A 12,797-nucleotide genomic window follows, 5' to 3' on the forward strand; every position below is an offset into this window, starting at 1 on the left:
GGGCGCCTGCGAAGAAAGCCGGCGCGAATGAAGTCCTCGCAAAAGCTCAGCCAGCAGTGCGTGATTCGGCGCGCGCGTCGCGCCGCAACAGCGCGTTGACGGCGTCACGCGGCGCCACGCCGTCGAATAGCACGCCGCAGACTGCTTGCGTGATCGGGACGTCGACACCGCGCGCCTGGGCGATCGCCAGCACGGCGCGCGCGCAATGCACACCTTCCGCCACATGGCCCAGCCCAGCGAGGATATCGTCGAGCGTGCGGCCTTCGGCCAATTGCAAGCCGACGGTGCGGTTGCGCGATAAATCTCCGGTTGCCGTGAGAATCAAATCGCCAAGCCCCGTCAAACCCGTGAAGGTTGCCGGCAGGCCGCCGAGCGCCGCACCGAGGCGCGACATTTCGGCAAGCCCGCGCGTAATCAATGCCGCGCGCGCGTTGAGCCCGAGCGCCAAGCCATCGGAGATGCCGGTGGCAATGGCCAGCACGTTCTTCACCGCGCCGCCGACTTCCACGCCCACGACATCGTCGCCGGTGTAAATGCGCATTGCCCCGTGATGAAACGCCGCGAGCGCCAAGTCACGGCACGCGGCGGACGCGCTTGCGACGGTCAACGCCACCGGCAGCCCTTGCGCGACTTCGCGCGCAAAGCTCGGACCCGACAGCACGCCATTGCTCATGTGATCAGGAAGCTCGGCTGCGACGACCTGATGCGGAAGCAATTGCGTATCGGCTTCGAACCCTTTGCAGACCCAGACGATATGAGCCGGCACGCGGCCCAACTCGCGCATCGAGCGGCAAAGCGCCCGCAGCCCGGCCACGGGCGTGGCCACCACGCACAGCGCGTCGTCACCACCGCAATGCGCGAGCGCCGCGGCAAGATCGGCTTCATAACGCAGCGCCGCGGGCAGCGTCACGCCGCTCAGATAGCGTGCGTTCTCGCGGCGCGCCGCGAATTCTGCAACCAGCGCGCCATGACGCGCCCAAAGCACCGCATCGTGGCGTGCGGCCAGATGCGCGGCGAGCGCCGTACCCCACGCGCCCGCCCCCAGCACGGCAACTTTCATCGCAGTAGGCGCACGCGCCCCTCAGTGGGTGGCGCCGTTCGGCACTTCGTGTTGCGCACTACCCTGCGCAACACGCTGCTCATAGAGCGCCTGGAAGTTGATTTCGGCCAGATGGATCGGAGGAAAGCCCGCGCGCGTGATAGCGTCGGCGATATTCGAGCGCAGATACGGAAAGACGATCGTCGGGCACGCGATGCCCACGAGCGGATCAAGTTGATCGGCCGGAATGTTGCGGATATCGAAGATGCCCGCCTGCTTCGCTTCGATCAGAAATGCGACTTTCTCCGCGATTTTCGCGGTGATCGTGCCTGTCACGACGACTTCGAAAATACCCTCGGCGAGGCCTTGCGCTTTGACGTCGACTTCGACTTCCACCGACGGCATGTCCTGCTCGAGGAAAATCGCGGGCGAGTTGGGCTGCTCGAGCGACAGATCTTTCAGGTAGACGCGTTGGATGTTGAAAAACGGCTGATTGCTCTGGTCCGACATGGTGACTCCGTTGGATAAATGGATCGGTGCCGGCCGGCTGGGCCGGGGCGCGAAGCGCCCGCGCACGGCAATAAGGCGACGGCGCGCCCAAGGCGGGCGCGAAAGCCGCACTCAAGGGCGCATTCGGGTGCCGCTCAAAGCGCGCTCGGCCGCATTCAAGCCGTTTCGAGCAGCGGCGTCAACTCGCCCGCGCGATCGAGCGCGGAGAGGTCGTCATACCCACCCACGTGTGTTTCGCCGATGAAAATCTGCGGCACGGTACGACGCCCGGTGCGTTGCATCATCTCTTCGCGGCGCTCCGGCTCTTTGTCGATCAGGACTTTCTCGACATGCTCGACACCGCGCGCCTTCAAAAGGCGCTCGGCCATCTGGCAATACGGACAAACCTGCGTGCTGTACATGACAACGGTGTTCACGCTCGCAACTCCTTTTTCTTACTTGATGACCGGCATGCCGGCCTGCTGCCAGGCGTTCAAACCGCCTTGCAGCACATGGACTTCGGTGTAGCCGGCCTCGCGCACGGCACGCGACGCCTTGTTCGACTGCGAGCCGTTCTGGCAGACCAGCAACACCGGGCTAGCCTTATTCTTGGCGATTTGGCCGATTTTCGCTTGAAGCTGCTCGAACTCGAGATGGCGCGCCGCAGGCAGATGGCCGTTCGCGTAGTCGGCGCCGGGGCGCAGATCGACCACGATGGCGTTGCGCCGGTTGATGAGCTGCGTTGCTTCGGCGGCCGTTAGACCGCCGCGTCCGCGCCCGGCTAGCGTCGGCCACAGAAGCACGCCGCCCGAAATAACGAGGGCGGCGATGAGCACGAGGTTCGTGTAATCGGTAAAGAACGTCACAAAAAATCCGCCAAAGAGGGAAGAAAAGGAAACGGGCAATCCGACCATTATAAAATAACCGGTCGACGCGATGGCGACCGCCGCTCGGATACCCGCCGCAGCGCCGCCGCGTCGAGCGCTTCCTCACTACCGACCTCTACCGCTCATGCACAAGATCGTCCTCATCCGCCACGGCGAATCGACGTGGAACAAGGAAAACCGCTTCACCGGCTGGGTCGACGTCGACCTCACCGAACAAGGCGTTCGCGAAGCCGTGCAGGCAGGCCAGTTGCTCAAGGATGCCGGCTATACGTTCGACATCGCCTACACCTCGGTGCTCAAGCGCGCCATTCGCACGCTGTGGCACGTCCAGGATCAAATGGATCTGATGTATCTGCCGGTGGTCCATTCCTGGCGCTTGAACGAGCGTCATTACGGCGCGCTCGCCGGCCTGAACAAGGCGGAAACCGCCGCCAAGTACGGCGACGAGCAGGTGCTGATCTGGCGCCGCAGCTACGATACGCCCCCGCCCGCACTCGAGCCGACGGACCCGCGCGCGTCGTTCGACGATCCGCGCTATGCGAAGGTACCGCGCGAGGCGCTGCCGTTGACCGAATGCTTGAAGGACACCGTCGCGCGGGTGTTGCCGATCTGGAACGAGTCGATTGCGCCAGCCGTGAAGGCAGGCAAGCAGATGCTGATCGCCGCCCACGGCAATTCGTTGCGTGCGCTCATCAAGTACCTCGACGGCATTTCGGACACCGACATCGTCTCGCTGAACATTCCGAACGGCGTGCCGCTCGTCTACGAACTCGACGACGACTTGAAGCCGATCCGCCACTACTACCTGGGCGATCCGGAGGCAATCGCCAAAGCCCAGGCTGCGGTCGCCAAACAAGGCAAGGCAGGCTGAGCGCCGCGCACACACGGGGCTGCATCGCCGTAGCATCGCGTCCAGCGTTGATGTCAACGGCGCGCGCCCCGGCCATCGCCGCACTCCGGGCGAACCGGGTGCGAGCGAGCGCTGTCGAAGCGCCTAACATGCAACCGAGAAGCAACCGGCCAAGCGACTGAGTACGTCGCCGCCGCACCGGCCGGATCGAGCAGTTATACTTGACCGTCCTTGCCCACCGGCGCCAACACCCCGTCCCCGACCGCACCTGACTCTATGCGCACGAAAATCAAGACTATCGCCCTGATTGCCGCGGGCCTCGCTACCGGCGTGTTCGCGACACTGCAACTTTCTGCTGCGGCGCAGCAGGCGGCATCGGCGCCGCTCCCGCTCGAGCAGCTGCGTCTGTTCGCGGAAGTATTTGGCCAGATCAAGCACGACTACGTCGTGCCGGTCGACGACAAAAAGCTGCTGACCGAAGCGATCAAGGGCATGGTCTCGAGCCTGGACCCGCACTCCTCGTATCTCGACAAGACCGATTATCAGGAACTGCAAGAGCAAACGAAGGGACGCTTCGCTGGTCTTGGCATCGAGATTTCGCAGGAAGACGGCTTGATCAAGGTGATTTCGCCGATCGAGGACACGCCGGCCTTTCGTGCCGGCATCCGCCCCGGCGACCTCATCACCCGCATCAACGACAAGCCGGTACGCGGCATGACGCTTGATCAGGCGGTGAAGCAAATGCGTGGCGAGCCCGGCACCAAGGTCACGCTGACCCTCTTTCGCAAAAGCGAAGACCGCACGTTCCCGGTCACCGTCACGCGGGCGCTCATCCGCGTACAAAGCGTGAAAGTGAAGACGCCGGCACCGGGCTACGCCTATGTGCGTATCACGAGCTTCCAGGAGCGCACCGTGCCCGATCTCGCCGCGAAGCTGACCGATATCGCGCGCGAGCAGCCGGGCCTGAAAGGCGTCGTCATCGACTTGCGTAATAACGGCGGCGGTCTGCTGCAAAGCGCGGTCGGCGTGGCGGGCGCGTTCTTGCCGTCCGACTCGGTCGTCGTCTCGACGAATGGCCAAATCCCCGATTCGAAGCAGGTCTATCGCGACACCTACGCCAACTACCGGTTGCCGTCGTTCGACTCGGACCCGCTCAAGGGTCTGCCGGCCGTGTTCAAGACGGTGCCGATGATCGTACTGACCAATGCCTACTCGGCATCGGCCTCCGAGATTGTCGCCGGCGCGCTGCAAGACCAGCACCGCGCGATCATCATGGGCAAGACGACGTTCGGCAAGGGCTCCGTGCAGACGGTGCGGCCGCTCACGTCCGATACCGCATTGCGTTTGACGACGGCCTACTACTACACGCCGAGCGGGCGTTCGATCCAAAACAAGGGCATCCGGCCCGATCTGCCCGTCGACCAATACGCCGAAGGCGATCCGGACGACGCGTTCGTCACGCGCGAGGTCGACTACACGAACCACCTCGCGAATACGCAAGACCCGAACGAGAAGAAGGAGCAGGAACAACGCGAGAACGACCGTCTGCAGCAATTGCAGCAGCTCGAACAGGACAACGACAAGAAGACGCCTGAACAGCGCGCGAAGGACCGGGAGCGCAAGCCGATAGAATTCGGTTCCGCCAACGACTTCATGCTGCAACAGGCGTTGAACAAGCTGCAGAGCAAGCCGGTGCAGGAGTCCAAGTCGATTGCAGAGCGCAAGCTGGCACAACGCAAGGTCGAGCGCTCGGCGTCCGCGCCTGTGGCGGTGAAGCCGGCCGCACCCGCGCCCGCCTCCGCGCCAAGCAAGTGAAATTGAAAGCGAAGATGAAAGCCCCGTACGTTTTGATGGCGCGCTGCCGCTGCGTGGCCTCATGAACGACGAGCAACTCCTTCGCTATTCGCGTCATATCCTCGTCGACGAACTCGGCATCGAAGCGCAACAGCGGTTTCTTGATGCCCATGCGATCGTCGTCGGCGCGGGCGGCCTCGGCTCGCCGGCTGCCATCTATCTCGCGGCGGCGGGCGTCGGCAAGCTGACGCTCGTCGATGCGGATACGGTCGATCTCACCAACTTGCAGCGGCAAATTCTGCATGTGACGGCGTCGGTCGGCCGCAAGAAAGTCGATTCGGGGCGCGAGGCCATTGCACGGCTGAACCCCGATGTCGCCATCGAGGCTGTCGACGAGCGGGTCAGCGACGCCTGGCTTCATGAGAACGTCGCGCGTGCCACCGTGGTGCTCGATTGCACCGACAACTTCGCTACGCGGCACGCGATCAATCGTGCCTGCGTCGCGCATCGCGTGCCGCTCGTATCGGGCGCGGCGCTGCGCTTCGACGGCCAGATCAGCACGTTCGATTTTCGCGCTGCGCACTCACCTTGCTATGCCTGCATCTTTCCCGAGGATCAGCCTTTCGAGGAAGTGGCCTGTTCGACGATGGGCGTATTCGCGCCGACCGTTGGAATCATCGGCGCGATGCAGGCAGCCGAGGCGCTCCGTCTGATTGCCGGCGTCGGCGAAACGCTGGTGGGCAGGCTCATGATGCTCGACTCGTTACGCATGGAATGGACGACGATGGAGGTCGCCCGCCAAGCCGATTGCCAGGTGTGCGGCGAGCGTGATCGCACGCCCGCGATCACGCCTGCGCCAGGCACTTGAGCGCGGCCTGCACTTCCTCCGGCTCGAACGCCGCGAGCACATCCGCCACCGGCTTTTCAAGCGCGCGCACATCGGCACGCAAGATTTCCTGCTTCACGACGAGCAGCTGACTCGGATGCATCGAGAACTCAGTGAGGCCCATGCCGAGCAGTAGCCGAGTGAGTTGTGGGTCACCCGCCATCTCGCCGCAAACGGACACCGGCACGCCCGCACGCTTCGCCTCGCGCAGCGTGAACGCGATCAGGTGCAGCACCGCGGGGTGCAGCGGGTCATATAGATGGGCGACGGCGTTATCCGCGCGGTCGATGGCCAGCGTGTACTGAATCAGATCGTTGGTGCCGATCGACAGAAAATCGACGCGCTTGAGAAACAGCGGCAGCGCAATGGCCGCTGCCGGTATCTCGATCATCGCGCCGATTTGCACGCCCGGATCGTAGGGCAGCCCCGCATCGTCGAGCTGGCGCTTCGCTTCGCGAATGAGGTCGAGCGTCTGATCGATCTCCTGTGCATGTGCCAGCATCGGCACCAGGATTTTGACCTTGCCGTGCGCCGACGCACGCAGGATCGCCCGCAGTTGCGTGAGAAACATCTGCGGCTCCGACAAGCTCCAGCGGATCGCACGCAAGCCCAGCGCCGGGTTTGGCGCGGTTTCGTAACCGTCGCCACCACCCATTCCGTCGAGCGGCTTGTCGGCGCCGACGTCGATCGTCCGGATCGTCACCGGCAGACCACGCATCAACTTCACGGCCTCGCTATACGCCTCGAATTGCTCTTCCTCTTCCGGCAACTGGTCCTTGTGATTCATGAACAGAAACTCGGTGCGAAAGAGACCCACGCCCACCGCGCCGGCTTCGACTGCCGCGCGTGCATCCTCGGGCAATTCGATATTGGCGTGCAGCGAAATTTTGGTGCCGCACAACGTCTGCGTCGGCGCAAACTTGAGGCGCAGCAGCTTCTTTTGCTCGAGCGCGTTCTCGCTTTGGCGATAGGTGTACTCCTCAAGCACGATCGGCGCCGGATCGACGATCACGATGCCGTGGTCGCCGTCGACGATAATCAGATCATCCTGCCGTATCAGCGCGCTCGCATGTTGGACGCCGACTGCCGCGGGTATGCCGAGGCTGCGCGCGACGATCGCCGTGTGCGAGGTACGCCCGCCGAGATCGGTCACGAAGCCCTGGAACGTCTGATTCTTGAATTGCAGCATGTCGGCAGGCGAGATGTCGTGCGCGACGACGATCATCTCGTCGCGCCCCTCGCTCGTCGCCCCATCGACAAGCGCCGCAGCCGACGGCGCACCTGCCAAAGCCTTCAACACCCGCTCGACGACTTGTTGGATATCGGCCTTACGCTCGCGCAGGTATTCGTCTTCGATGTCGTCGAAATGGCGCGACAACCGCTCGAGCTGCTCGGTGAGCGCCCATTCGACGTTGTATCGCCGCGTGCGAATGAGGTCCATCGTCTCCTGAACGAGCATGGCGTCGTTCAGAATCATCGTGTGAACATGGATGAACGCGCCGACTTCACTGGGCGCATCGGCAGCCAGGTCTTCGCCGAGCCGTTCGAGTTCGGTATGCACGGTCGCCAGCGCTGCGCGGAAACGCTCGAGCTCGCCCTCGATTTGCGGCACATCGATCAGATAATGGTCGACGTCGAGCGCGGCGGGCGCAATCAGATAAGCCCGCCCAATCGCGATGCCGCGTGACACTGGGATTCCATGCAGCGAGAACGACACGCGCACCTCCTCGAATTATGTAATACGCCGGCAGTACCGCTGCAATGGGCGTGTGACCCTCAAGCTATGATTATAGATTCCGCCGGCGGCTGTTGACTGCGTGCGGCGCAGCATGAACGTGTTTGGCGTGCAATTAATTCACGCGCAAAAAAAAACCGCGGGACAACCGCGGCATTTTTTAAAAGCGAAGACTCAAAGCCGGGCCCAGCGTCACTGCCCTTCACCAAACTTGTCGGCAATCAACTTCAATAGCGCTTGCATGGCGGCTTCTTCGTCGGGGCCTTCGGTTTCGATCGTCACCGAACTGCCGATGCCCGCGGCCAGCATCATCACGCCCATGATGCTCTTTGCGTTGATCCGTCTTCCATTACGGCTCATCCAGATTTCGGCTTCAAAGTTGCCGGCCAATTGGGTCAGCTTGGCCGACGCGCGTGCGTGCAACCCGAGTTTGTTGACGATCGTCGTTTCTTGTTGAAGCATGTATGTTCCGGGAGCTCTTAAGCAAAAATCCAAAATTCAGTCGGGACGGCATGTCACGAATCGGCACGACGCGCGCCGCCCGGCGGCGTCTCCAATGCCGCGGCCGCGGCTTGCGGCGTGGCAACGCCACCTGCGGCGGCGGGCAGGCAAGCGGCCGTCGCCGACTCGACCGGCGACGCTTGCGTGCCGATAGCGTGAACGCCTTTCGACGCACCCGTGAGCGCCTTGTCGACGAGCGTGTCGAGCGGTGTCGCGCGGTAGCACACGGCGCGCACCAGCATCGGCAAATTGACGCCGGCAAGCACACGCACGCCGGGCAGGCCAGCGAGCCGGCCCGCGATGTTGGCCGGTGTCGCGCCGTACATGTCGGTCAGCACGAGTGCACCGTTGTCCTCGCGCAAACGCTCGATTTCGGCCTGCGCGATGGCGATCACCTGCGCCGGATCACAATCGGGCGATACGTCGATCACGCCAATGCGCGCAGGAAGGCCGCCGTAGATATGCTCGACGCACTCCCGTAGCGCCGTCGCGAACGGCGCGTGTGCAATGATCAGAATGCCTGCCATGTGAGCCTTGCGACAAAAAGCGGCGCGTAGCGCGATTTACGAGACAGCAATTGTAGCAGCCCATTGTCGCGCGTTTTGGCGCCGGAGCGTGGCGCCTTACGCGGCCGCACGTTCGAGCGCATCGATAAACATGCCCGCCACATCGAAACCGGTCTGCTCCATGATCTCGCGAAAACAGGTCGGGCTCGTGACGTTGACCTCGGTCAGCCAGTCGCCGATCACATCGAGCCCCACCAGCAACAACCCGCGCGCGGCCAGGACCGGCGCCACTGTCTCGGCGATCTCGCGATCGTGCGCGGTAAGCGGCTGCGCCACGCCGAGGCCGCCCGCGGCCAGATTGCCGCGCACCTCGGTGCCCTGCGGAATGCGCGCGAGCGAATAAGGCACGGGCTCGCCGCCGATCAGCAAGATGCGTTTGTCGCCGGCGGCGATCTCGGGGATGAATTTTTGCGCCATCACCGAGCGTGCGCCGTCGTGGCTCAGCATTTCGATGATCGAGCCGAGATTCATCGCATCGCTTTTCACGCGAAACACGCCCATGCCGCCCATGCCGTCGAGCGGCTTGAGGATGATGTCGCCATGCTCGGCGTGAAATGCGCGCAGCCGCGCGGCGTCACGCGTGACGAGCGACGGTGCGACGAATTGCGGAAACTCGCCGATAGCCAGCTTCTCGGAATGATCGCGAATCGTCTGAGGTTTGTTGAACACGCACGCTCCGGTGCGCTGCGCGAGTTCGAGCAGCCACGTCGACGTCACGTATTCCATATCGAATGGCGGATCTTTGCGCATCAGCACCGCGCCGAACGACTTGAGCGAGCGCGCCTGATGCGGGCCAGACTCGTGCCACGGATGGCGATGTAAGTCGGCCGCATCGCCCACCATCGTCACGCGTCGCACCGTCGCTTCGACATCGCCCGATATCCACGCAAGCTGGTTGGGCTGGCAAGCGAAGATCGCATGCCCGCGCCGCGCCGCCTCGGCCATCATCGCGTAGGTGGAATCCTTGTAGATCTTGAAATGCGAAAGCGGGTCGGCAATGAAGAGGATATCCATGAAGCTCCTGCTGTTTCAGTGGCGAGCTGTGTCGCGGTGTGAAGCTCGCTCCGTCAAACCTGAATGGCTTCCGGATCGGTCTTCTCGAGTTCGACCGAGGCGGCCAGCAGGCCAAGCCGCGCGACGACACCGTACATGTAAAACCGGTTGGGCGGCGCCGCACCCGGCTTCGCGTGTGCGTCTGGCAATGCCGTGTGTTCGAAGCCGAGCGGCACGAAGTGCATGCCCGGCGCGTTCAGATTCTGGTCGCGCTCGCGGCTGCCATGGACGCGATAAAAGCCGCCCACCACGTACCGGTCGATCATGTACACCACCGGTTCCGCTACTTCTTCGCCGACGCGCTCGAACGTGTAGACGCCCTCTTGCACGATTGCGTCATGCACGTGCAAGCCGCCCTTGGTCGCGGCCATGCGCGCGCGCTCGCCTTTCGTCAGACCGGCAAGCTCGGACGCGTCGTGCACCGTCATCACGCCTCGGCCGCCGGTGCCCGCATTGGATTTGATCACGACATAAGGCTTTTCGCCGATGCTGTATTCCCGGTACTTGCGGGCGATCTTCTTGATGACCGCGTCGATTGCGTCGGCAAGCGCCTCTTCGCCCGTACGCGCTTCGAAATCGATGCCTTCGACGTGCGCGAAATACGGGTTGATCATCCATGGATCGATGTCGGCCAGTTTCGCAAACTTCTTGGCGACATCGTCATAGCAGGCGAAATGTGTCGACTTGCGGCGCACAGCCCACCCCGCGTGCAGCGGCGGCAGCACATATTGCTCGTGCAGATTTTCGAGCACCGACGGCAAGCCCGACGACAAATCGTTGTTCAGCAGAATCGAGCACGGGTCGAAATTCTTGAGCCCAAGACGCCGCTGCGTGCGCTCGAGCGGCTCAAGCACGATTTTCTGGCCATCGGCGAGCGAGATCGTCACCGGGCCGGCGATGTTTTCGTCGAGCGTGCCAAAGCGGACGTTCAGGCCAGCCTGACGCATGATCGTCGCGAGCCGCGCGACGTTTTCGAGGTAGAAGGCGTTGCGCGTCTCATGCTCGGGAATGATGAGCAGGTTTTTTGCGTCGGGGCAAATCTTCTCGATAGCCGCCATCGCCGCCTGCACCGCCAGCGGCAGCACCTCACCCGGCAGATTGTTGAAGGCGCCCGGAAAGAGGTTCGTGTCGACGGGCGCAAGCTTGAAGCCCGCGTTGCGCAGGTCGACGGAACAGTAAAACGGCGGCGTGTGTTCCTGCCATTCGAGTCGGAACCAGCGTTCGATCGCCGGCGTGGCATCGAGGATCTTCCGCTCGAGATCGAGCAGCGGACCATTTAACGCCGTAACTAGGTGCGGAACCATTGAACACTCGCGAACAGGGGAGAAAAGATTGTAGAGCAATTGTCCTGTCGACTTGGGGGCGGTTTCGCCATTCGCAAGATGCAACGTTCCTATTGACCCGATTGCAGAAAGGGTCAATGTCGCCCGTAATGCGTTATTCCCGTTCTTCGGCGCACGAAAAAAAAAAAAGCCCGCCGATCAATGGCGGGCCAATCGCTGTGCTCTGTGATGCTTATTCGACGTGCTCGCCGTGCAGCACGACGTCGAGACCTTCGCGCTCTTCTTCTTCAGCCACGCGCAAGCCGATCACCATGTCGATGATTTTCAGCAGTACGTAGCTGACGACACCGCTGTAAATCACGGTGGTGAGCACGCCCTTCGCTTGCAGCAGCAGGCTGCCGTCGAAGCCGCCGATGTCCTTGACCGCGAACACGCCCGTCAGCAGCGCGCCGACGATGCCGCCCACGCCGTGAACGCCGAAGCAGTCGAGCGAATCGTCGTAGCCAAGCTTGGTCTTGAGCCACGTTGCGGACCAGAAGCAGGCCGCGCCCGCAATCACGCCGATTGCAAGCGAGCCGCCCACGCCAACGAAGCCGGAGGCCGGGGTGATCGCCACAAGGCCGGCCACCGCACCCGACGCGATGCCCAGCGCCGAAGGCTTGCCCTTCGTGATCCATTCCACGAACATCCACGCCAGTGCCGCGCAGGCGGTGGCGACTTGCGTCGTCAGCATCGCGAAACCGGCACGGCCGTCGGCCGCCACAGCGGAACCCGCGTTAAAGCCGAACCAGCCCACCCACAGCATTGCCGCGCCGATCAACGTGAGCACGAGGTTGTGCGGTGCCATCGCTTCGCGGCCATAGCCGACCCGCTTGCCCAGCACGAGGGCGCAAACGAGGCCCGCGATACCGGCATTGATGTGCACGACCGTGCCGCCCGCGAAATCGAGAATGCCAGCCGTGGCCAGCCAGCCCGACGGTTCCCAGACCATGTGCGCGATCGGCGAGTAGACGATCAGCGACCACAGCGACATGAACACGAGCATCGCCGAGAACTTCATCCGATCGGCGAACGCACCGGTGATCAGCGCCGGCGTGATGATCGCGAACGTCATCTGATAGACGAAATAGACCGTTTCGGGAATCGTCGACGCCAGATGGCTCACGGTCAACGTCGTTGCCTTGTCGCCCTTGATGTAGGCCATGCCGGCGAGCAACGTGCGCGAAAAGCCGCCGATGAAGCCGTTACCCGGCGTAAAGGCCAGGCTGTAGCCGATTACCGTCCACAGCACGGTCACCACGCAGGTGATCGCGAAGCTTTGCATGACGGTCGCGAGGACGTTCTTCTTGCGCACCATGCCGCCGTAAAAGAGCGCCAGCCCAGGGATCGTCATGAACAGCACGAGCGCCGTCGAGGTCAGCATCCAGGCGGTGTCGCCCGAGCTGATCTTCGACGAATCGACGGAGAACGGGGCGCTCGGCGCAGCAGGCGCCGCGTCGGAGGCCGCGGCTGCGGCCGATGCCGGTGCGGCCGCGCTTGCGTCGGCGCCCGGAGCCGACGCTGCGGCAGCCGGTGCTGCGGCAGGTGCAGAAGCTGCCGCCGCGCCCGACGCATTGTCGGCCAACGCAGCGCCGATACCGCCCGCCAACAGCGAAGCGGCCATCGCCAAGGACATCAATAATTTGCGCATCTTTCGGTTTCCTCTTGTCGCTAA

General features: G+C 63.2%; 13 protein-coding genes. 3 read left to right on the forward strand and 10 right to left on the reverse strand.

The window, feature by feature from the left end; translation table 11 throughout:
* Positions 1–46: 46 nt before the first annotated feature.
* The 4 genes from ACSQ20_RS17490 to ACSQ20_RS17505 all read right to left on the reverse strand — a co-directional run bounded on the left by ACSQ20_RS17490 (position 47) and on the right by ACSQ20_RS17505 (position 2,394).
* On the reverse strand, positions 47–1,060 hold the full coding sequence (locus ACSQ20_RS17490) for an NAD(P)H-dependent glycerol-3-phosphate dehydrogenase (RefSeq protein WP_436022139.1): 1,014 nt from the start codon (positions 1,058–1,060) through the stop codon (positions 47–49).
* A gap of 21 nt (positions 1,061–1,081) precedes the next feature.
* Positions 1,082–1,549 carry a protein-export chaperone SecB gene (gene secB / locus ACSQ20_RS17495; RefSeq protein WP_436022141.1) on the reverse strand — a complete coding sequence of 156 codons (468 nt, stop codon included), beginning with the start codon at positions 1,547–1,549 and terminating at the stop codon, positions 1,082–1,084.
* 155 nt (positions 1,550–1,704) lie between these two features.
* Entirely contained in the window at positions 1,705–1,965 is a 261-nt protein-coding gene (gene grxC / locus ACSQ20_RS17500) for a glutaredoxin 3 (RefSeq protein ID WP_436022143.1), read from the reverse strand.
* Between the two features lie 18 nt (positions 1,966–1,983).
* Positions 1,984–2,394 (reverse strand): rhodanese-like domain-containing protein, encoded by a 411-nt coding sequence (locus tag ACSQ20_RS17505; RefSeq protein ID WP_436022145.1) that lies wholly within the window; start codon positions 2,392–2,394, stop codon positions 1,984–1,986.
* 145 nt (positions 2,395–2,539) lie between these two features.
* Between ACSQ20_RS17505 and gpmA the strand changes: the two genes are divergently transcribed.
* From gpmA to ACSQ20_RS17520, 3 genes are all read left to right on the forward strand, one after another.
* Positions 2,540–3,286, forward strand: coding sequence for a 2,3-diphosphoglycerate-dependent phosphoglycerate mutase (gpmA, locus tag ACSQ20_RS17510; RefSeq protein ID WP_436022147.1), 747 nt, complete (start codon positions 2,540–2,542; stop codon positions 3,284–3,286).
* 255 nt (positions 3,287–3,541) lie between these two features.
* Entirely contained in the window at positions 3,542–5,080 is a 1,539-nt protein-coding gene (locus tag ACSQ20_RS17515) for a S41 family peptidase (protein ID WP_436022149.1), read from the forward strand.
* Between the two features lie 61 nt (positions 5,081–5,141).
* Positions 5,142–5,927, forward strand: a complete 786-nt coding sequence (locus ACSQ20_RS17520) for a HesA/MoeB/ThiF family protein (RefSeq protein ID WP_436022151.1) — start codon at positions 5,142–5,144, stop codon at positions 5,925–5,927.
* Here the strand turns inward: ACSQ20_RS17520 and ptsP are convergent.
* The 6 genes from ptsP to ACSQ20_RS17550 form a co-directional block, all read right to left on the reverse strand.
* A complete protein-coding gene (ptsP, locus tag ACSQ20_RS17525; RefSeq protein WP_436022153.1) occupies positions 5,905–7,662 on the reverse strand; it encodes a phosphoenolpyruvate--protein phosphotransferase in 1,758 nt (585 codons plus the stop codon). The two genes, ACSQ20_RS17520 and ptsP, sit on opposite strands and share 23 nt — an antisense overlap.
* Before the next feature lie 210 nt (positions 7,663–7,872).
* A complete protein-coding gene (locus ACSQ20_RS17530; protein ID WP_436022155.1) occupies positions 7,873–8,142 on the reverse strand; it encodes an HPr family phosphocarrier protein in 270 nt (89 codons plus the stop codon).
* Between the two features lie 53 nt (positions 8,143–8,195).
* Complete coding sequence (locus ACSQ20_RS17535; RefSeq protein WP_436022157.1) at positions 8,196–8,708, reverse strand: PTS sugar transporter subunit IIA; 513 nt, start codon at positions 8,706–8,708, stop codon at positions 8,196–8,198.
* Positions 8,709–8,804: 96 nt separating this feature from the next.
* On the reverse strand, positions 8,805–9,761 hold the full coding sequence (gene gshB, locus ACSQ20_RS17540; RefSeq protein ID WP_436022159.1) for a glutathione synthase: 957 nt from the start codon (positions 9,759–9,761) through the stop codon (positions 8,805–8,807).
* Between the two features lie 53 nt (positions 9,762–9,814).
* Positions 9,815–11,104, reverse strand: a complete 1,290-nt coding sequence (gene gshA / locus ACSQ20_RS17545) for a glutamate--cysteine ligase (RefSeq protein ID WP_436022161.1) — start codon at positions 11,102–11,104, stop codon at positions 9,815–9,817.
* Between the two features lie 211 nt (positions 11,105–11,315).
* Positions 11,316–12,773, reverse strand: a complete 1,458-nt coding sequence (locus ACSQ20_RS17550) for an ammonium transporter (RefSeq protein WP_436022163.1) — start codon at positions 12,771–12,773, stop codon at positions 11,316–11,318.
* Positions 12,774–12,797: the final 24 nt, after the last annotated feature.

It is taken from the genome of Trinickia sp. LjRoot230 (genome assembly GCF_964253315.1).
GTDB lineage: Bacteria > Pseudomonadota > Gammaproteobacteria > Burkholderiales > Burkholderiaceae > Trinickia.